Source organism: Microbacterium sp. NPDC087665, from assembly GCF_044743285.1.
GTDB lineage: Bacteria > Actinomycetota > Actinomycetes > Actinomycetales > Microbacteriaceae > Microbacterium.
In genome coordinates this window covers 1-18547 of sequence record NZ_JBIUWD010000010.1, presented here as the reverse complement: position 1 = coordinate 18547, position 18547 = coordinate 1, and the positions used below count along the sequence as shown (strand labels likewise).

The 18547-nt window shown below is 67.8% G+C and carries 17 protein-coding genes and 1 tRNA gene; 12 read left to right on the top strand and 6 right to left on the bottom strand.

The genetic code is table 11. From position 1 onward, the window contains the following. Positions 1–19 precede the first annotated feature (19 nt). The 4 genes from ACIOSY_RS17040 to ACIOSY_RS17025 all read left to right on the top strand — a co-directional run bounded on the left by ACIOSY_RS17040 (position 20) and on the right by ACIOSY_RS17025 (position 4656). Positions 20–400, top strand: coding sequence for a fluoride efflux transporter FluC (locus tag ACIOSY_RS17040; RefSeq protein WP_400855332.1), 381 nt, complete (start codon positions 20–22; stop codon positions 398–400). Then, positions 397–759 (top strand): fluoride efflux transporter FluC, encoded by a 363-nt coding sequence (locus tag ACIOSY_RS17035; protein WP_400855331.1) that lies wholly within the window; start codon positions 397–399, stop codon positions 757–759. The genes ACIOSY_RS17040 and ACIOSY_RS17035 overlap by 4 nt, the downstream gene beginning before the upstream one ends. An 88-nt stretch (positions 760–847) precedes the next feature. Then, positions 848–1414, top strand: coding sequence for a TetR/AcrR family transcriptional regulator (locus tag ACIOSY_RS17030; protein ID WP_400855330.1), 567 nt, complete (start codon positions 848–850; stop codon positions 1412–1414). Positions 1415–1434: 20 nt separating this feature from the next. Next, entirely contained in the window at positions 1435–4656 is a 3222-nt protein-coding gene (locus tag ACIOSY_RS17025; protein ID WP_400855329.1) for an efflux RND transporter permease subunit, read from the top strand. A 108-nt stretch (positions 4657–4764) separates the two neighbouring features. Here the strand turns inward: ACIOSY_RS17025 and ACIOSY_RS17020 are convergent, their stop codons facing one another. Next, positions 4765–5661 (bottom strand): aldose 1-epimerase family protein, encoded by an 897-nt coding sequence (locus ACIOSY_RS17020; RefSeq protein WP_400855328.1) that lies wholly within the window; start codon positions 5659–5661, stop codon positions 4765–4767. A 338-nt stretch (positions 5662–5999) separates the two neighbouring features. Between ACIOSY_RS17020 and ACIOSY_RS17015 the strand changes: the two genes are divergently transcribed. Then, positions 6000–8162, top strand: coding sequence for a DEAD/DEAH box helicase (locus ACIOSY_RS17015; protein ID WP_400855327.1), 2163 nt, complete (start codon positions 6000–6002; stop codon positions 8160–8162). A 313-nt stretch (positions 8163–8475) separates the two neighbouring features. Further along, positions 8476–9813 (top strand): hypothetical protein, encoded by a 1338-nt coding sequence (locus ACIOSY_RS17010; RefSeq protein WP_400855325.1) that lies wholly within the window; start codon positions 8476–8478, stop codon positions 9811–9813. A gap of 241 nt (positions 9814–10054) precedes the next feature. On the opposite strand, the gene ACIOSY_RS17005 is transcribed toward ACIOSY_RS17010, so the two are convergent. Beyond that, positions 10055–10594 (bottom strand): YaeQ family protein, encoded by a 540-nt coding sequence (locus ACIOSY_RS17005; RefSeq protein ID WP_400855324.1) that lies wholly within the window; start codon positions 10592–10594, stop codon positions 10055–10057. Between the two features lie 42 nt (positions 10595–10636). Then, on the bottom strand, positions 10637–11719 hold the full coding sequence (locus ACIOSY_RS17000) for an Rv2578c family radical SAM protein (RefSeq protein WP_400855323.1): 1083 nt from the start codon (positions 11717–11719) through the stop codon (positions 10637–10639). A gap of 74 nt (positions 11720–11793) precedes the next feature. Here ACIOSY_RS17000 and ACIOSY_RS16995 point away from each other — a divergent pair, with 74 nt between their 5' ends. Both ACIOSY_RS16995 and ACIOSY_RS16990 read left to right on the top strand, forming a co-directional pair. Then, positions 11794–12726 carry a M15 family metallopeptidase gene (locus ACIOSY_RS16995; RefSeq protein WP_400855322.1) on the top strand — a complete coding sequence of 311 codons (933 nt, stop codon included), beginning with the start codon at positions 11794–11796 and terminating at the stop codon, positions 12724–12726. Positions 12727–12868: 142 nt separating this feature from the next. Continuing rightward, a complete protein-coding gene (locus ACIOSY_RS16990) occupies positions 12869–14032 on the top strand; it encodes an acyl-CoA dehydrogenase family protein (protein WP_400855321.1) in 1164 nt (387 codons plus the stop codon). Between the two features lie 72 nt (positions 14033–14104). On the opposite strand, the gene mscL is transcribed toward ACIOSY_RS16990, so the two are convergent. The 3 genes from mscL to ACIOSY_RS16975 are packed head-to-tail and all read right to left on the bottom strand — an operon-like array spanning position 14105 to position 15446. Next, a complete protein-coding gene (gene mscL, locus ACIOSY_RS16985) occupies positions 14105–14521 on the bottom strand; it encodes a large conductance mechanosensitive channel protein MscL (protein WP_400855320.1) in 417 nt (138 codons plus the stop codon). Positions 14522–14545: 24 nt separating this feature from the next. Beyond that, complete coding sequence (locus ACIOSY_RS16980) at positions 14546–14833, bottom strand: FmdB family zinc ribbon protein (RefSeq protein WP_400855319.1); 288 nt, start codon at positions 14831–14833, stop codon at positions 14546–14548. 16 nt (positions 14834–14849) lie between these two features. Continuing rightward, positions 14850–15446, bottom strand: a complete 597-nt coding sequence (locus tag ACIOSY_RS16975) for a 5-formyltetrahydrofolate cyclo-ligase (RefSeq protein ID WP_400855318.1) — start codon at positions 15444–15446, stop codon at positions 14850–14852. A 41-nt stretch (positions 15447–15487) separates the two neighbouring features. Between ACIOSY_RS16975 and galU the strand changes: the two genes are divergently transcribed. The 4 genes from galU to ACIOSY_RS16955 all read left to right on the top strand — a co-directional run bounded on the left by galU (position 15488) and on the right by ACIOSY_RS16955 (position 18080). Beyond that, positions 15488–16375, top strand: a complete 888-nt coding sequence (galU, locus tag ACIOSY_RS16970) for a UTP--glucose-1-phosphate uridylyltransferase GalU (protein ID WP_400855316.1) — start codon at positions 15488–15490, stop codon at positions 16373–16375. A gap of 25 nt (positions 16376–16400) precedes the next feature. Further along, the gene (locus ACIOSY_RS16965) at positions 16401–17033 is read left to right on the top strand and encodes a GNAT family N-acetyltransferase (RefSeq protein WP_400855315.1); all 633 of its coding nucleotides are present in this window, start codon (positions 16401–16403) and stop codon (positions 17031–17033) included. A 69-nt stretch (positions 17034–17102) separates the two neighbouring features. Then, positions 17103–17954, top strand: a complete 852-nt coding sequence (locus ACIOSY_RS16960) for a hypothetical protein (protein WP_400855314.1) — start codon at positions 17103–17105, stop codon at positions 17952–17954. A gap of 50 nt (positions 17955–18004) precedes the next feature. After that, positions 18005–18080, top strand: a tRNA-Ala gene (locus ACIOSY_RS16955). Positions 18081–18547 lie beyond the last annotated feature (467 nt).

The window sequence follows — 18547 nt, the reverse complement described above, 5'->3', positions numbered from 1 at the left end:
GGCGACTACAGTGGCGAACGTGAACCTGCGCCGCCTTCTTCTCGTCGCCGCCGGCGGCACGATCGGTGCAGCGGCGCGGCTCGGTCTGATGCTGGTCCTTCCCGATCAGGGCGGCTTCCCGACGGCGATCCTGATGGCGAACGTCGTCGGCGCTTTCGCGATCGGCGTGGTCGCGGCACGGCTGCCCGCGTCGAGGGATCTGCGGGTCTTTCTCGCGACCGGCTTGCTCGGCGGCTTCACGACGTACAGCTCGTTCATGACGGGCACGATCGCGTTGTGGACGGATGCTCCGCTCCTCGCCATCGCGTACGCCCTCGGGTCGCTCGTGCTCGGTCTCGCCGCCGCTGCGCTCGGTCTGCGGCTGGGCCGCAGTCGTACAGCCGGGGAGGCCCGCGCGTGAGCCCGCTGGTGTTCCTCGGGGCCGCGCTCGCCGGAGGCCTGGGCAGCGTGCTGCGCTACGTCGTCGATCTCGGCGTCGCCCGATGGGCGGGTCGGCGCTACCCGTGGGGCATCCTGCTGATCAACCTGACCGGGTCGTTCGCACTCGGCCTCGTCACGGCCGCACTGCCGGAGCACCTGTTCGTCATCGGCGCCGGCCTGATCGGCGGGTACACGACGTTCAGCACGGCCATGCTCGACGCGGTGGCGCTGTGGCGCGACGGGGAGCGGCGAGCCTCTGCGTTCCACGCCGTCGGGATGCTGCTGCTGGGCCTGCTCGCCGCGGGCGCGGGACTCGCTCTCGGTGCAGCGCTGACCTAGACGGCGCCTGCTCCCAGCTTCTTCCCATCCCGAAAATGTACAAATGTACATGTACGGACGTACTGGGGTATGAGATGACGGGGATCCGATGACAGAGCCGCGACGCAGACGCGACCCTGAGGCGCGCCGTCGCGAGATCGTCCAGGCCGCCGCTGAACTGATCGTCGAGATCGGCGTCGACGCTCTCACCCACCGCAAGGTCGCCGCCCGCGCCGGCGTGCCGCTCGGTGCCACGACTCAGTACTTCGACACGCTCGACGACCTGCGCACCGCCGCGCTCGGCGCCCTCGTCGCCGAGATCGAGCTGCGCATCGAGACCACGCGCCAGGCCGTCGAGGCGGTCGGCGTCACGCCCGAGGCGCTCGCCCGGCTCATCACCGAGAGCCTCGCCGACGCGCACGCCCTCGAGGCCGACCGCGCCGTCGTCACCGCTGCCGTGCACGACCCGCGGGTGCGCGAACTCGCGCAACGCTGGTCCGACCAGGTCGTCGCCTTCATCGCCCCCGTTCATGGTCAGGATCGTGCCCAGGCAGCAGCCGTCTTCATCGACGGCGTACTGTGGCACGCCCAGATCAGCGAGAAACCTCTCGAGGAACGCCTCATCCGAGACGCCCTCGCCGGAATCCTCCTTCCCCGCACCACCGCATCCGCATAGACAGTCACCGAGGAACAGCCTTGTCGAAACTCGCCGTCCTGAGCCTGAAGAACCGCGCGCTCATCGCCCTGATCACGATCGTCGCCGCGGTCTTCGGTGGCCTCGCTCTCACCAACCTCAAGCAGGAGCTCATCCCTTCGCTCGAGCTGCCCGCCCTCGTCGTGATGACGACGTACCCCGGCGCATCGCCGGAGGTCGTCGAGAACGACCTGTCGACGCCCATCGAGGCGGCGATCCAGGGTGTTCCCGACCTCGAATCGACCACGGCGACGAGCACGACGAACGCGTCGATCGTGCAGGTGATGTTCGCGTACGGCACGAACCTCGCGACCGCCGAGCAGAAGATCCAGCAGTCGATCAACCGCATCTCGTCGACGCTGCCCGAAGACGTCAGCCCGCAGGTGCTGGCGATCTCGATCAACGATCTGCCGGTGATCCAGATCGCCGTCTCGGGCTTCGAAGACGCGGAGAACGCGCAGGCCGAGCTCGAGAGCGTGGCGATCCCGAAGCTCGAAGACGTCGACGGGGTGAACGCGGCCGAGATCGTCGGTGGCGTCGGCCAGCGCATCACCATCACGCCGGACGTCGCGAAGCTCGCCGCAGCAGGCGAGAGCACGCAGGCGATCCGTGACGCCCTCGACCAGAACGGCACGCTGTTCCCCGGTGGGGACATCACCGAGAACGGTGAGACGCTCACGGTGCAGACCGGAGCGAAGATCGGCTCGGTCGACGAGATCGCAGCCCTGCCGCTCGTCGGCACCGATCTCACCATCGGCGAGGTCGCGACGGTCGCACAGGAGTCCGACCCGATCAGCTCGATCTCGCGGGTCGACGGCGAAGACGCCCTGTCGATCTCGATCACCAAGCTGCCCTCCGCCAACACCGTCGAGGTATCGGCCGGAGTGATCGCCGCACTCGACGAGATCGGCGAGGCGTTCCCCGACGCCACCTTCACCGTCATCTTCGACCAGGCGCCCTTCATCCAGCAGTCGATCGAGACCCTCGCGGTCGAGGGCCTCCTCGGCCTCGTGATGGCCGTGCTCGTCATCCTCGTGTTCCTGATGTCGGTGCGCTCGACGCTCGTTACCGCGATCTCGATCCCGACCTCCGTGCTCGTCACGTTCATCGGGCTGCAGGCGTTCGGCTACTCGCTGAACATCCTCACGCTCGGCGCCCTGACGATCGCCATCGGGCGTGTGGTCGACGACTCCATCGTCGTGATCGAGAACATCAAGAGGCACTACGTCGGCGACGCCGACAAGGGCGATGCGATCCGGTTGGCGGTGCGCGAGGTCGCGATGGCGGTCACGGCATCCACCATCACCACCGTCGCCGTCTTCCTGCCGATCGTCTTCGTCGGCGACATGGTCGGCGAGCTGTTCCGCCCGTTCGCGATGACGGTGTCGATCGCGATGATCGCGTCACTGCTCGTCTCGCTGACGATCGTTCCGGTGCTCGCGTACTGGTTCCTCAAGCCCGGCAAGCCGCTGCTCGACGAGAACGGCGTCGCGATCGATCCGGAGCATCCGGATGCCCCGCCCACCAAGCTGCAGAAGGCCTACCGGCCGATCCTCGCCTGGACGCTCAAGCATTCGGCCGTCACCGTCACCCTTGCCGTGGTGGTGCTGGGCGCGACGCTCGCCGCTGCGCCGTTCATGAAGCAGAACTTCCTCGGCGACTCCGGTCAGAACACGATGACCATCACGCAGGACCTCGGTCCGACGGCCAGCCTCGAGGCGAAGTCCGAAGCCGCGATCTCGGTCGAAGACGCCCTGAGCGGCATCGACGGCATCGAGCACGTGCAGGCCTCGATCGGGTCGAGTGGTTCGTCGGTGCGCGACGCCTTCTCGGGTGGATCCGCCGGCGTCACCTACTCGGTGCTCACCGATGAGAGCGTCGATCAGGAGAAGCTGCGCGCCGATGTGCAGGACGCGATCGACGGTCTGTCCGACGTCGGCGACGTCTCGGTCGCCTCGTCGGCCGGATTCGGATCGAGCGACATCGAGATCACCGTCTCGGCATCGAACGGCGACGACCTCGCCACCGCCACCACCGCGGTGATGGACGAACTCGACGGACGGGACGGCATCGGTCAGGTCACCGACAACCTCGCCGCCGCGCTGCCGTACATCGCCGTGGTCGTCGACCGCGAGGCCGCCGCAGAGCGCGGACTCTCGGAGGTCGCCGTCGGTGCGATCGTCTCGAACACGATGCGGCCTCAGCAGGTCGGCTCCGTCGAGATCGACGACACGGCGCTCACCGTGTACCTCGTCACGTCCGAGCCGCCGACCACGGTCGACGCGCTTCGTGCGCTCACGATCCCGACGCCCACCGGCATCGTGCAGCTGAGCGACATCGCGACCGTCGAGGAGCGCAACGGCCCCACGTCGATCACCACCGAGCAGGGCCAGCGCACCGCCACGATCACGGTGCCCCCGGCATCCGACAACCTCGCCGTGGCGACGGCATCCGTCACCGCCGCGCTCGACGCCGTCGACCTGCCCGCCGGAGCATCGGCCGAGGTGGGAGGCGTCGCCTCGCAGCAGGCCGATTCGTTCTCGCAGCTGGGTCTGGCGATGCTCGCCGCGATCCTCATCGTCTACGTGGTCATGGTCGCGACCTTCAAGTCGCTGCGCCAGCCGCTGCTGCTGCTCGTCTCGGTGCCGTTCGCGGCGACCGGTGCGATCCTGCTGCAGATCATCACGGGCGTGCCGCTGGGCGTCGCTTCGCTGATCGGTGTGCTGATGCTCATCGGCATCGTGGTCACGAATGCGATCGTGCTCGTCGACCTCGTCAATCAATATCGCGAGAAGGGGCTCTCGACCGTCGAGGCGGTGAAGGCCGGTGGCGAGAAGCGTCTGCGGCCGATCCTCATGACCGCGCTCGCGACGATCCTCGCCCTCACCCCGATGGCGCTCGGCATCACCGGGCACGGCGGCTTCATCTCGCAGCCGCTCGCCATCGTCGTGATCGGTGGACTCATCTCGTCGACCGTGCTGACGCTGATCGTGCTGCCGACGCTGTACAACCTCGTCGAAGGGGCGAAGGAGCGACGCCAGGCCCGCAAGGGCGGCGGCGCGGATGCGGCCCCCTCGGGTTCCGAGCCCGACGCACCCGCCGGGCCCACGTCGGCCGAGGCGAGCGAACCGGGCGTTCTCGTCGGGGCCGAGGCATCCGACCCGCACGACACCTCGCATCTGACCCGGCGCGAACTGCGCGAGCGTCCGTGGTTGACGCAGTGATGCACTGTCCCTAACTCAGGACAGGAGGCCCCGAATCCCCGCGAAAGCGTCGGATTCGGGGCCTCTGCGTCGTTCTGTCCTGAGTTGTGGACAGCCGGCGTCGGGTCATCAGCTCAGCGCGATGCCCCAGCTCAGGCTCCAAGCCTCTTCGGGGGCGAGTCGGCGGATGCCGCGGCCGCTGTTCAGCGCATCGGCGGGGGCGGTCATCGGCTCGATCGCGACCGCGAGCGCGTGCCCCGGGTAGTTGGTGGCGGTGTAGACCTGCACGTAGTCGAAGCCCTCGCCCTGCCAGAGCGTGAGACGACGCCCATCGGGCGCGGTGAGCGAGTGGCGCACGCGGCCGTCGGCGTCACGGGCCAGGCCGGCGAAGCCGGTGTCGAGGGTGATGTCGCCGAGGCGCACGCCGTCGCGCAGGGCGGCCTCGGCCGGGCGGGTGCCGGTGGGGAGCATCCGTTCGTCGGTCTCGAACGCGGTCGATGCGGGCACCCGCAGCACCAGGTCGTGCGGGTCCACGTCGCCGATCGTCACGTACGGGTGCGTGCCCAGCGCGACCGGTGCCGCGGTCGACGACCGGTTGGTGAGCGTGTGCGTGACCTCGACGCCGTGGTCGGTCAACGTGTAGGTGACCGAGGTGTCGATCAGATACGGGTACCCGGTCTGCGGCACGATCGTGGCGCTCAGCGTGACCGACTCCTCGGTCTGAGCGATCTCGTAGGCCGTGAAGCGCAGCAGCCCGTGGCTGGCGTTGCCGAACTTCGGTTCGGTGATGGCGAGTCGACGAGAGGTGCCGTCGTCGTCCCACACCCCGTCGCGCACGCGGTTGGGCCAGGGGGCGAGCACGACTCCCGAGCATCCCGGCGTCGGGATGTCGAGCGCGTACGGCGTGATGAGGTCGACGTCGCCGATGCGCAGAGCGCGGAGGGATGCTCCGACCTGGGCGATCTGAGCGGTGACGTCGCCGCGACGGAGGGCGACCTGGATGCCGGTGGGCGATGCGGAGTTCACCTCGCCATCGTATGGCGGGCTCATCCCTGTCGCGGGATCAATATGCCGTCTTCCCGGGGCTCATAGCGTGACATATCGATCCCGCACGGTGGGGGGAGGGGCGCGCGGCGGGGGAGTCTCCCAGGTGCACCGGGTACACTCTTGTGGTCGGCTTCGGACACCCGCGCAGTGCGCGGACGTTTTATGTGTTGAAGTGTGAGTCCAGGGGCCGATGGTGAGCGTCCATCGACGCACATGAACCATCACATGAATGGCCCCGGCCCCGAGCGACCGGCATCCGACACCAAGGTGCCCGGCGTGTGCCGTGCTGTTCTCGTGCGAGAACGAAAGACACAGACATGCCCAAGAACAAGAAGCCCCAGGGCGGCCGCGCAGCGCGCAACTTCGAGCCCCGCTACGGCGCGAACAAGACCTCCTTCCACGACCGTCACCACGGCGGCGCTCCTGCCCGCGACGGAGCCCGCGACGAGCGTGGTGGCCGATCGGATGCCGGTGACCGGCGCTCCGCGCCCGCAGCCGGTGGATACGACCGTCGTCCCGGCAGCCGCAGCGCCGGACACCGCGGATACCGCCCGGCGGAGGCCGAGACCGGTGCCCCGAAGCGTCGTTGGACCCCGTCCGAGCGTGCCGGCCGCGACGAGTCGCGCGGCATCCGCAACCGCGCCGAGTCCGGTCGCCGCGACGCGCCGCACCACCGCGACGAGCGCCCTCGTTTCGAGGGTGCCTCCGAGCGTCCCCGGTTCAACGACCGCAGCAATGACCGCGGCAACGACCGTGCCCGGTTCAACGACCGTGGCGCCGAGCGTCCGCGTTTCGACCGTGACGAGCGTCCGCGTCGTGACGACCGTGGTGGCGCCGAGCGTCCTCGCTTCAACGACCGCGGTGCGTCCGAGCGCCCGAACCGTGCCGGTGGCCGAGATGAGCGCCCCCGCTACGACCGTTCGGCCGAGCGTCCTCGTTTCGAGCGTGACGAGCGTCCGCGCCGTGACGACCGGGGAGCATCCGACCGCACGAACGGTGGCTACGACGCCGATCGCGCGCGTCGTGCCTTCGACCGTGACCGCACGCAGCGTTCGTTCGAGGGTGGCCGCGATGAGCGCTCCCGCCCGTCGACCGGTGGCGCGTACCGCACCGAGCGTCCGCGCCCGCTGACGTCGGACACCCGTGGGCGTCCGGCGCGCAACGATCGTCCGAGCCGCAACGACTGGAACGCCACGTCGAACTCCGCCCCGGCGAAGAAGTTCGAGCAGGGCGATGACGTCGTGCACGAGCGTCTCGAGGCCAAGTCCGTCGCGGCCGTCGCCGTCGATGGTGTGAGCTTCGGTGACCTCGGTCTCGGACCCAACATCGTCGATGTCCTCGTGGGCATGGGCGCGGCGACGCCGTTCCCGATCCAGGCCGCCAGCATTCCGGCGGTCCTCGAAGGTCGCGACGTGCTCGCTCGTGGCCGCACCGGCTCGGGCAAGACCATCGCGTTCGGCGCACCGCTCGTCGAGCGCGTGCTGCAGTCGCAGGCCGGCACGCGTCGTGAGTTCGGACGCTCGCCGCGTGCGATCATCCTCGCTCCGACGCGCGAGCTCGCGCTGCAGATCGACCGCACGATCCAGCCGATCGCCCGCAGCGTGGGTCTGTTCACCACGCAGATCTACGGTGGCGTGCCGCAGGCTCGCCAGGTCGGTGCGCTCAAGAAGGGTGTCGACATCGTGATCGGTACCCCCGGTCGCATCGAAGACCTCATCAACCAGGGCAAGCTCGACCTCTCGGACTGCCGCATCGCGGTGCTCGACGAGGCCGACCACATGTGCGAGCTCGGGTTCGTCGAGCCGGTGCAGCGTATTCTGCGTCACACCGCCGACGGCAGCCAGAAGCTGCTCTTCTCGGCCACGCTCGACCGCGAGGTCGCAGCTCTCGTCGACGAGTTCCTCGTCGACCCGGCTGTCTACGAGGTCGCCGGTGAAGACCAGGACTCGAGCACCATCGAGCACCGCGTGCTCGTGATCGAGCACCGCGACAAGGCCGACATCCTCACGTCGCTCGTCGACCGCGCGGGCAAGACCCTCGTCTTCGCTCGCACTCGCGCCTACGCCGACATGCTCGCCGAGCAGTTCGACGACGCCGGCATCCCGGCCGTCTCGCTGCACGGTGACCTCAACCAGGCCAAGCGCACGCGCAACCTCGAGCGTCTGACGTCGGGTCGCGTGAGCGTGCTCGTCGCCACCGATGTCGCCGCGCGCGGCATCCACGTCGACGACATCGACCTGGTCGTGCAGGCCGATGCTCCCGACGAGTACAAGACGTACCTGCACCGTTCGGGCCGCACCGGCCGCGCGGGGCGTTCGGGTCGCGTCGTCACGCTGATCACGCGTCAGCGCCAGCGTCGCATGACCGAGCTGCTCGACCGTGCCGAGATCGACGCACCGTTCGAGAACGCGCGTCTCGACGACGACGTGATCGAGGAGATCGCCGGTCGCATGCCGACGGCGGCTGCTCTCACGAGCTGACTCGCGCCCCGTTCGGGGTGCATTGAAGGGCCGGAAGGGGCTCGGTCGGAAGCATCCGATCGGTCTCCTCCGGCCCTTCGTCGTGTCACGGGCTCCGCCGCCCCGCCCGCCCTCCCGGCCCTCGTTCGGGAGGAGATCTGCGAACCGGAGGACGAATCCGCGGGATTCATCCTCCGCACTGAGGATCTCCTCCCGAATGACGGGGCACGGGCTTCCGGCCCGGCACTTTTCTGACCCCCAGGACGCGCGCGGGGTGGGCCGGTGGGTAGTCCTACCCGTCGGGTGTTCCGATATATCCACATACCCTGGAGTAATGCATGCTCAGCGGAGAATCGGTCGTGGTGTTGCTCTCGTGCTCGGAGGGGTGCTCGTCGTGGCGGGCCTCGCGGGCTGTGCGCGGCAGGCCGATGTCGACGTGCGGGTGGGCGAAGACCCCGCCGTCGAGAGCGTGCATCAGGCGTCGGGCAAGAACGACTACCAGGTCACACTGAAGGACTCGCTCGATGCCGGCGAGCTCGCCGAAGCATCCGTTCGCCTTGCCGAGATGACGAAGCCCGATCCCGGCAAGGAGAATCTCTTCGATTTCCGCTCGGGCGAATGGCAGTGGTCGCCTTCCACCGACGACGAGAGATCCCAGACACTCGCTGAGATCGTCGCCGCGCTCTCCGACATCGAGGGCGTCTACGACGGCGCGGTGGGGATCGGCGAGGACGGCGAAGCGCAGGTCTGGGGAACCGCTGCGGCCGACATCGACCCGGCCGACCTGGTCGAGCCGATCGCCGACGCCGTCGAGGGGGCGGGTCTCGACAGCTCCGCGATGTACCTGTCGCTCACCGACCTGCACGAACGCCGCGAGATCGAGAGCCGCGATGGCGCGTCGCTCCGCCCGGGGCTCGACATCGTCGCCGCAGCCGCGGGGGCGGGAAACGTGCTGAGCTACACGATCGATGACGACGGCGTGAACGTGCGCATGCGCACGGGGGCGGATGCTGCGGCTGCCGCCCCCGCGATCGATGCCGTCGCCGCGGCATCCGGAGTGGTGCCGACCGTCACGTCCGGTCTGATCGCTCCCGATCGCTCGGATCCCGCCACCGTCGAAGCCGTCAACGCGCTTCTCGAGCCCATCGAGGGTGTGGTCGCGGCACGCGAGGAATGGCGCTCCGCGCAGATCACGGTGCTGATGGTCACCACCGCCGACGTCGACACCGCGCTCGCTGTGGAGCAGTTGCTCGCCACGTCGCCCGCGATCCAGCCGTACCGGTCTCTGCAGATCTCGGTGCAGAGCGAGACCGAGCCGGGAAGCCGCATCGTGGGGCTGAGCACCTCCGACTCCGGATACGTGGGCAGCCTCGCGGCGGCGGTGCAGGTGGCCGACACCGAGGGAGTGCGGTCTGCGATCTACACCCCGAGCACGATGACCGTGGTTCTCGACGAGGGGGCAGACGTGGCCGTCATCGCGGAGGGGCTGAAGGCCGTCGCGCTGCGCGACCAGGAGGTCGAGGTCTACGACTCGACGCCGTGGGGCCCGCGCGACTGCTGGGCGCGATTCGAGTTCTTGGTCAAGGGCAAGCTGCACCCCGACCTGTTCAAGGGCTACGCCGACGGGGCGCAGGAGTTCGTCGACGCCTGGAACGCCGCTCCGGGCCTCTGAGCCGTCGCGCCTGCGGCGGCGTCAGCGCTGAGAGGGCAAGACGCGCCGCGTCGGATGCTGCGGGCACGGCGTGTCTCCACCCCTCACGGGTGCCCTGGGCTCAGGCAGCCGATCGGATGAGGCGCGCGGCCCCGTCACTCGGGAGGGGATCGGCGCCGGGGAGGATGATTCTGCGGAATCCATCCTCCGGAGTGACGATCTCCTCCCGAATGACGCCTGGGCGAAGCTCCCGGACGAGTGCCTAAGAGAGCTCGTGCTCGTGGATGGCCGAGGTGAGGTTCGCGCCGTTGAGGTCGAGGTAGAGCACGTGCTCGGTGACGGTGAGAGTCATCGTGTTGCGGCGTTCGAGGTGCGGCACGGCCGAGTCGATGAATCCGGGGTCGAAGCTGAAGACCCTGATGTGTTCGGATCGGTGGATGCGCTTGCCTTCCCACGGCGCCATGACCTTCGCCGGGTCGCGGTGCGTGTAGATGACGGTGCGCTCGGCGAGCCGGCTGCCGTAGTGCAGGCGCTCGGCGTCGGGGGCACCGACTTCGATCCACGCCATGAGGGCGCCGGTGAGGTCGCGTACCAGCACTGCGGGCTCGTCGGTCTTCGAGATGCCCTCACTGAAGGTGATGCCCTCGGTGTACTCGAGCCCGTAGGCGAGCATGCGGGTGAGCATGTATGCGTCGGTCTCGGACGGGTGCCGTGCGACTCGCAGAGAGAAGTCTTCGTAGATGCCGCGGTCGGTGTCAGCGAGCTGCACATCGAACGTGAGGATTGTTGAGCCGACTGCCATAACTGTCGAGCCTACGCGGCCGGACGATGGTCGGCCGACGCGTTAGAAGAGCATCGGCTGCGGGGGAGCGGATGCCGGGGCGGATGCCGTGAACTGAACGCGCCCCGCGGCGATCGACTGCACGTGCCCCTGCCCGGCTCGACTACCGCGCTGCGGGTAGTCGTCTTCGTGTCGTCCGTCGAGGCCGTGTAGGCGAATCAGCGGGCGAGCCCGCTTCGCGAGCCATTGCCGGTAGCCCTTCGGGGCCTCCGCCGACATCCCGGGATAGAGCCCGCGATACGACGAGACGAGGTCGGGGCGATTCTCGCCGAGCCATTGGAAGAACCACGGCTTCACTCCAGGGCGCAGATGCAGGGCGCCATAGATCACGCTGCGTGCCCCCACGTCTTTGATGCGCGCGAGGGCATCGTCGATCGCCCCGATCGAGTCGGTCATGTGCGGCATGATCGGCATGAGGAAGACGGTGACGGGGAATCCGGCCTCCGCCAGGGCGCGCACGGTGTCGAGCCGTGCCTGCGTCGTCGGTGCGCCGGGCTCGATCGCCTTCTGCAGTTCGTCGTCGTACATAGCGATCGACATCTGCACGTCGACCGGCACACGCTGGGCCGCCTTCACGAGCAGCGGGATATCGCGACGGATGAGTGTGCCCTTGGTGAGGATCGACATCGGCGTGCCGGATGCCGCGAGCGTCTCGATGATCCCGGGCATGAGCTTGTACCGCCCCTCGGCGCGCTGGTACGGGTCGGTGTTCGTGCCCAGCGCGACCGTCTCGTGCTGCCAGCTGCCCTTGCGCAGCTCGCGTTCGAGAACCTCCACCACGTTCGTCTTCACCACGATCTGCGAATCGAAGTCGGAGCCGCCGTCGAGGTCGAGGTATTCGTGCGTTCCGCGGGCGAAGCAGTAAACGCAGGCATGACTGCATCCGCGATAGGGGTTGATGGTCCAGGCGAACGGCATGCGCGAAGCGCCCGGTACATGGTTGAGGGCGGACTTCGATAGCACCTCGTGAAAGGTCATGCCGGCGAACTCGGGAGTGGTCACCGTTCGAAGGACGCTCGTGCGGTCTTCGAGACCGGGGAGTGCCGCAGCATCCGTCTCTCCGAGCTTTTGTCCTTGCCATCGCATACCGTGATTCGAACATAGATACGAATCAGAGTCAAGCGAGTAACGGAGACAGCTTCGAATGAGACAATGGATCAATGCCCGTTTCGCCGCACGCCCAGCATGCGGCTCCGCGCTCCCCGATCCGCGGTCCCGCCCTGCCGATCGGCCTGGCCGTGACCGCGATCGGCATCCTGTTGTCGATCGCCTCGACGCCCCTCGCGTCGTCCTCGCAGTCGAACACCATGCCCGCCCCGGTGGCGGTGATGGAGGTCCCCTCCGTCGAGGTCGGCGCGACGCCTGCCGCCGATCCCTGTGCCGAGGTGGCCGTGCAGGAGTCGATCGCCGCGGGCGACGATGCGGCGACGATCGCCGGCTTCGGCGGTGGCGAGAACTTCCGGGCGGCGGTCGTCGCCGGCAACGCTCCCTGCATCTCGCTCAGCGATCCCGCTCGCGTGTGGGTGGTCGTCAACAAGACGCGCCCCCTTGACCCCGTCGAGTATGCGCCGGCGAATCTCACGTCGGTGCCCCTCCAGATGACGACGCTCTCCGGCCAGGTGCGTGGCGATGTCGCGGCGGCGGTCGGTGAGATGGCCGTGGCCGCTGAGTCCGCCGGGGTCGGCAGGCTCGGGGCGAACAACGGCTATCGGTCGTACGGTCTGCAGGTCACGACCTACGAGTCGCACGTGCGCGACCAGGGGCAGGCCGGTGCCGATGCGGGTTCGGCGCGTCCCGGTCACTCCGAGCATCAGACGGGGTTGGCTGTCGACGTCGTCGCCTGCGGTGCCCTCTGCGGCGGGCTCGACGGGTTCGGAGCCACCGCGCAGAGCGACTGGGTGGCGGCCCACGCCTGGGAGTACGGATTCGTCGTGCGCTACGAAGACGTCGGTTCGCCCGTCACGGGGTACGCGCCCGAGCCCTGGCACCTGCGGTACGTCGGCCGCGAGCTCGCGGCGGCCTATCACCAGGGCGGATTCCACACGCTCGAGGAGTTCTTCGGGCTGCCCGCGGCACCCGACTACCTCCCCTGAATCGCCGTTCTGCGGCATCCGACAATCGCGGTACCCAGTGTCACCAACTGTGGGATGCATTCCCACAACGCCCTGTCGTGCCCCGTCGTCCCGGCATAGACTCGCGAGAGCAAAGACGCACGAAGACGTTCAGGAGGACGCGATGGAACGCGACATCTACGAAGAAGATCATGAGGCCTTCCGAGACCTCGTCAAAGACTTCGTCAAGCGCTACGTGACAGGCGAAGCCATCGAGAGATGGGATGCCGACGGAGAAGTCGACCGGGCCACCATGCTCGCCGCCGGCGAGGCCGGCATCATCGGTCTGTCCGTGCCGGAGGAGTTCGGCGGAGCCGGGATGCTGCAGGACTACCGTTTCCGCGCGGTCGTCAACGAAGAGATCATCGCCGCCGGCGCGGGATCGCTGGCCGGGGCCTTCGGCATCCAGGACGACCTCGCCGTCCCCTACCTCGTGCACATGGGCACGCAGGAGCAGAAGGAGAAGTGGCTGCCGCGCATGGCGACCGGTGAGATCATCGGCGCTCTCGCGATGACCGAGCCCGGAGCCGGCAGCGATCTGCGCGGCATCAAGACCACCGCCAAGAAGGTCGACGGCGGGTACCTCGTCAACGGCGCTAAGACCTTCATCTCATCGGGTGCGACCGCCGATCTCGTCGTCACCTTCGTCAAGACGGGAGAGGGCAATCGTCCCGATGCGTTCAGCCTGGTGCTGATCGAGAACGGCATGGAGGGCTTCGACCACGGCAAGAAGCTGCACAAGATGGGCTTCCAGGGGCACGACACCGCCGAGCTCTCGTTCAGCGACGTGCTCATCCCGGAAGAGAACCTCATCGGCGGTAAAGAGGGGATGGGCTTCATCCAGCTCATGATGAACCTGCCGCTCGAGCGCCTCTCGATCGGCGTCGCCGGCGCCGCTGCCGCTCAGGCCGCCCTCGACTGGACCGTCGCCTACACGAAGGACCGCGAAGCCTTCGGCGAGCGGATCATCGACTTCCAGAACACCCGGTTCAAGATCGCCGACATGGCGACCACCGTCGACGCCCTGTGGGCGTACATCGACCGCGCCCTGCTCGCCTACAAGAACGGCAAGCTCTCGGCCGAAGAGGCGGCGAAGGTGAAGTTCTGGGCGACGGAGCGCGAGTGGGAGGTGCTCGACACCGGCGTGCAGCTGCACGGCGGCTACGGCTACATCACCGAGTACCCGATCGCCCGGGCCTTCCTCGACGCCCGCGTGCACCGCATCTACGGCGGCACCAACGAGATCATGCGCGAGATCGTCGGACGCCAGATCGCCGGCAAGCGCTGACGGTCCGCACCTGAACACGAGAACGCCCCTCCGGATGCTTCCGGAGGGGCGTTCTTCGTACGGGACGCGGCGTCAGCTGCGCTTCGCCAGCAGGTCGCGGATCTCGATGAGCAGTTCCGCCTCGGTCGCGGCGGCCGGCTCTTCTTCCGGTGCTTCTGCCGCGGTGCCCTTGCGGGCCTCGACGTGCGCCTTGAAGGTGTTCATCGGCAGGACGAAGACGAAGTACACGACGACGGCGACCGCGAGGAAGCTGATGATGGCCGAGATCAGGTCACCGAGCGGGAAGGTGACCATCTCGCCGTAGATGTTCCGGATCTGGGGTCCGAAGTCGCCCGCGGCATCCGCCTTGAAGAACAGCGAGACGAGCGGGGTGATGATGCTGGCGACGACGGCGTTCACGATCGCGGTGAACGCGGTGCCGATGACGACGGCGACCGCGAGGTCGATGATGTTTCCGCGGAGGATGAAGTCCTTGAAACCTTTGAGCATGGGAGCCTCCGAGTGTGGTGTGCCTCAGGAAGAGGAAGACGAGGAAGAGGAAGTCGTCGACGCGGGTGCCGGGGCGGCGCTCGTCTTCGACTCCTTTTTCGATGATGCCGAAGCATCCGACGAACCGCCCGATTTGGCGCGCGAGTCCGTGCGATAGAAGCCGGATCCGTTGAACGTCACGCCGATCGAGCCGTACTGCTTGCGCAGCGCGCCGCCGCACTCGGGGCAGACGCTGAGCGCGTCTTCCGCGAAGCTCTGCACGGCATCGAAGGTGTGACCGCACGACGTGCAGGCATAGGCATAGGTGGGCATGGAAGGTCCTCGCGGGTCAGCGTCGCGTGTGCGACAGGATGAGGGTCTGCGACGGGGTGACGACGCCGGTCACCGGCTGGTCGTGCACCTCCCGTGGCAGGGAGTCGAGTATCTCGGAATCATAGATGACCGCGTAGACGGGAGGGCACTTCTCCATCGATCCGATGGTCTTGTCGAAGTATCCGCGTCCCCATCCCATGCGCATGCCGGAGCGATCGACGGCTGCGGCGGGCACGATCATCAGGTCGACGTCGTTCACGGCGATCGGGCCGAGCACCTCTCCGGTGGGTTCGGGCAGGCCGAAGAGGCCTTCGGCGACATCGTCGTCATCGGTCGCGACAGCCCAGTCGAGCAGCCCGTCGGCGCGGGTCACGGGCAGCAGCACGCGGATGCCGCGGCGTACCGCCCGGGCGACGAACTCACGCGTGCCCGGCTCGGACATGGTCGACAGGAAGCAGGAGATCGAGGTCGCTCCGTGCTGATCGATCAGTGCGTCGAGGCGTTCGCCGATCGCGGATGCCGCGCTTTCGCGCTGCGCCTCGGACAACAGGCCGCGTCGCTCGCGCAGCTCTGCGCGCAGTGCGCGCTTGGCATGCTCGACGTCATTCGACATGGCTCTGAGTCTACGGGGGTGCCCACCAGTAGGCTGAGGGAATGGGTAGTCAGACAATCAAAGCGGTCATCCCCGCAGCCGGGCTCGGAACACGATTCCTCCCCGCCACGAAGGCGATGCCGAAGGAGATGCTCCCGGTCGTCGACAAGCCGGCCATCCAGTACGTGGTCGAAGAGGCCGCCTCGGCGGGCATCGAAGACATTCTCGTCATCACGGGGCGCAACAAGAACGCGATCTCCAATCACTTCGACTCGGTTCCCGAGCTCGAGGTCAGGCTGACCGAGAAGGGCGACACCGATCGTCTCGAGCGCGTCATGAAGTCGAGCGACCTCGCCGACATCCACTTCGTGCGTCAGGGTGAGCCCAAGGGGCTCGGCCACGCCGTGCTGCGGGCGCACACGCACGTGGGCGACAGCTCGTTCGCGGTGCTCCTCGGTGACGACCTCATCGACGAGCGCGATCCTCTGCTCACCACCATGATCGCCGAGCACCAGCGCACGGGCGCCGCCGTGATCGCGCTGATGGAGGTCGACCCCTCGAACATCCACATGTACGGTGCCGCCGCGGTCGAAGAGATCGACGGGTCGGATGCCGTTCGCGTCACGGGTCTCGTCGAGAAGCCCGCCCAGGAAGATGCGCCGTCGAACCTCGCGATCATCGGGCGCTACGTGCTGCCGGCCTCGATCTTCGAGATCCTCGAGCGCACCGCGCCGGGCAAGGGCGGGGAGATCCAACTCACCGACGCACTGCAGGAGATGGCGGCAGATCCCGACGGCCCCGGCGTGGTCGGTGTGACCTTCCGCGGACGCCGCTACGACACGGGCGACCGCGTCGACTACATCAAGGCGATCGTGCAGCTCGCGTCTGATCGTGAAGACCTCGGGCCCGAGCTGCGGCCGTGGCTCAAGGAGTTCGCGGAGCGCCTCTAGGCGCCTGACCGTGTCGGGACGAGTCATGGATCTGACAGCGGGCGGTATGCGGCACGGATCGATCGAGTTGCGGCTCGTCCGCGCGAAAGACGCGCGACCGCTGCAGCACGAGCTGCTGGCGAACCGTTCGTGGCTGCAGCCGTGGGAGGCGACCGTCCCTTACGGATCGGTTTCTTTCGACATGCGCCTCAGCATCCGTCGTCTGCTCCAGCAGTATCGCGATGGCGCCGGCTATCCGTTCGTCATGGAGTACGACGGTGAGATCGCCGGTCAGTTGAACGTCTGGGGCGTCTCGCGCGGCTCGCTGTGCTCGGCCACCATCGGGTACTGGGTGAGTGAGCGCTTCGCCGGGCGCGGGATCACCCCGACCGCTGTCGCGCTCGCCACGGATGCCTGTTTCGTCGAGTACGGTCTGCACCGCATGGAGATCTGCATCCGGCCCGAGAACGCGGCCAGCCTGCGCGTGGTGCAGAAGCTCGGGTTCCGATACGAGGGTCTGCGTCGCCGCTACATCCATATCGACGGAGACTGGCGCGATCACTACGCGTTCTCCCTCACACGCGAAGACGTCCCGCAGGGAGTGCTCGCCCGATGGCTGAGCGGACAGGTCCCTCCCGACGCGGCGACGGTCCCACCCGCCGACCGGATCAGCTTCTGAACGACCGGCTGGTCGCGACACGCGTCCGGCTGGCGATCGGCGGCCCTCTGTACCCGTACGTTTAGCGGTATGGACGGGCCAGTGCTGAGCGGGGGAGTGATCGTGCTCGTCGCTGTGCTCCTGTGGATGCTCTACCTGCTGCCGTCGTGGCGTGGGCGCTTCCAGTACAACGCGGCTGAGCGCAACGCCGTCCGTCTTAATCAGGCACTCCGCATTCTCGCCGAGACCAGCGAGACGCCGGAGGAGATCCGCGTCGAGCTCACCGCCCGCACGGCGCTGGCGCAGCAGAAGCTGGCCAAGCGCGTGCAGTCGGAGCGTGAGGCGGTCGAACTCGAGAGCCTGCGCGAGGAACTGGCCGCGACGCGAGCAGACCCGGTGATCCGTCGAGCGCGTGCCCGTCGACGGGTACGGATGCTCGCGACCATCGCCGTGTTCATCGGCTTGGTCTCTCTGGGCCTCGGTGTGTGGCAGCTCATCGCCACGTCTTCTGCGCTTCTCCTCTGGGTGGGAGGGGCGCTGATCGTCGTCGGTGGGTTGTCGCTCCAGCGGATGGCGGCCGTCTCGGCACGGTCGGTGCGTGCGGCACGACAGACGGATGCCGTCGCCCGTGAACGGGTCGCGCCGGAACTCCATGATCAGGGGCCGGCGACGTGGACGCCTCGTCCGCTCCCCGAACCTCTCGTGACGGTGGCCGGCTCCCGTGCCCAGGTCGCGCAGGCCGAGATCGACGCGCAGCACCAGCGACGCATGGCGGCTCGACGTGCCGAGCTCCGCGAGCGCGCTCAGCAACTCGCTCCCGAAGCACCGGTGCAGCTCCCGGCCGCTGCCACCCCTTCTCCTTATTCCGCGATGGGCTTCGTCGATGACGCCGAGATCGAGGCGCACGTTCGAGACCTGCTCTCCCGACGTGCGGCCGGGTGATCTCGAGGAGCGAAGCCCGGCGATCGTCGTGATAACGTAGTTGACGGTTAGGGCCTATGGCGCAGTTGGTAGCGCGCCTCGTTCGCATCGAGGAGGTCAGGGGTTCGAATCCCCTTAGGTCCACCACCAGAAGAAGCCCCCGGCAGACGCCGGGGGCTTCTTTCGTACCCGGGGCTTCTTTCGCCCGGGGATTGTCGGGTGGTGGCCGGTCTGCGAGCGGTGACGGATGCTCCGGCACTGCGCTGCATCCCCGTGTTCTCGCGGCCTGCGGCCTGCGACACGCCCGGCGGTCAGGCGCGATTTGCCCAACCCCCGGGATCCACGTAAGTTATTACCTGTTCGCCCCAAACGGTTGAGCGGAGGCCCTCGGGCCGGCTCCCGTCAAGTAACGAACACCTCCCGAATTCAGAGAAACTCACTGAGTCATCTGGATGAAGGAACTGCCTCGTTTCCTCGAGCAGGTCGCAGAAATGCGATTTGACAACAGGAACACGGCATGTAAGATAGAGAAGTTGCCCTGCGGGCCTGGTTGTGATGACTGGGTCGTGGGAGCATCCGATCCTTGAGAACTCAACAGCGTGCACTTGTCAAAT

Bases quoted from the DNA above. Each gene is read 5' to 3' on its own strand.
- ACIOSY_RS17030 (WP_400855330.1), top strand. From the start codon at position 848: ATGACAGAGCCGCGACGCAGACGCGACCCTGAGGCGCGCCGTCGCGAG.
- ACIOSY_RS17015 (WP_400855327.1), top strand. From the start codon at position 6,000: ATGCCCAAGAACAAGAAGCCCCAGGGCGGCCGCGCAGCGCGCAACTTC.
- ACIOSY_RS17010 (WP_400855325.1), top strand. From the start codon at position 8,476: ATGCATGCTCAGCGGAGAATCGGTCGTGGTGTTGCTCTCGTGCTCGGA.
- ACIOSY_RS17005 (WP_400855324.1), bottom strand. From the start codon at position 10,594: ATGGCAGTCGGCTCAACAATCCTCACGTTCGATGTGCAGCTCGCTGAC.
- ACIOSY_RS17000 (WP_400855323.1), bottom strand. From the start codon at position 11,719: ATGCGATGGCAAGGACAAAAGCTCGGAGAGACGGATGCTGCGGCACTC.
- ACIOSY_RS16995 (WP_400855322.1), top strand. From the start codon at position 11,794: ATGCCCGTTTCGCCGCACGCCCAGCATGCGGCTCCGCGCTCCCCGATC.
- ACIOSY_RS16990 (WP_400855321.1), top strand. From the start codon at position 12,869: ATGGAACGCGACATCTACGAAGAAGATCATGAGGCCTTCCGAGACCTC.
- mscL (WP_400855320.1), bottom strand. From the start codon at position 14,521: ATGCTCAAAGGTTTCAAGGACTTCATCCTCCGCGGAAACATCATCGAC.
- ACIOSY_RS16980 (WP_400855319.1), bottom strand. From the start codon at position 14,833: ATGCCCACCTATGCCTATGCCTGCACGTCGTGCGGTCACACCTTCGAT.
- ACIOSY_RS16975 (WP_400855318.1), bottom strand. From the start codon at position 15,446: ATGTCGAATGACGTCGAGCATGCCAAGCGCGCACTGCGCGCAGAGCTG.
- galU (WP_400855316.1), top strand. From the start codon at position 15,488: ATGGGTAGTCAGACAATCAAAGCGGTCATCCCCGCAGCCGGGCTCGGA.
- ACIOSY_RS16965 (WP_400855315.1), top strand. From the start codon at position 16,401: ATGGATCTGACAGCGGGCGGTATGCGGCACGGATCGATCGAGTTGCGG.
- ACIOSY_RS16960 (WP_400855314.1), top strand. From the start codon at position 17,103: ATGGACGGGCCAGTGCTGAGCGGGGGAGTGATCGTGCTCGTCGCTGTG.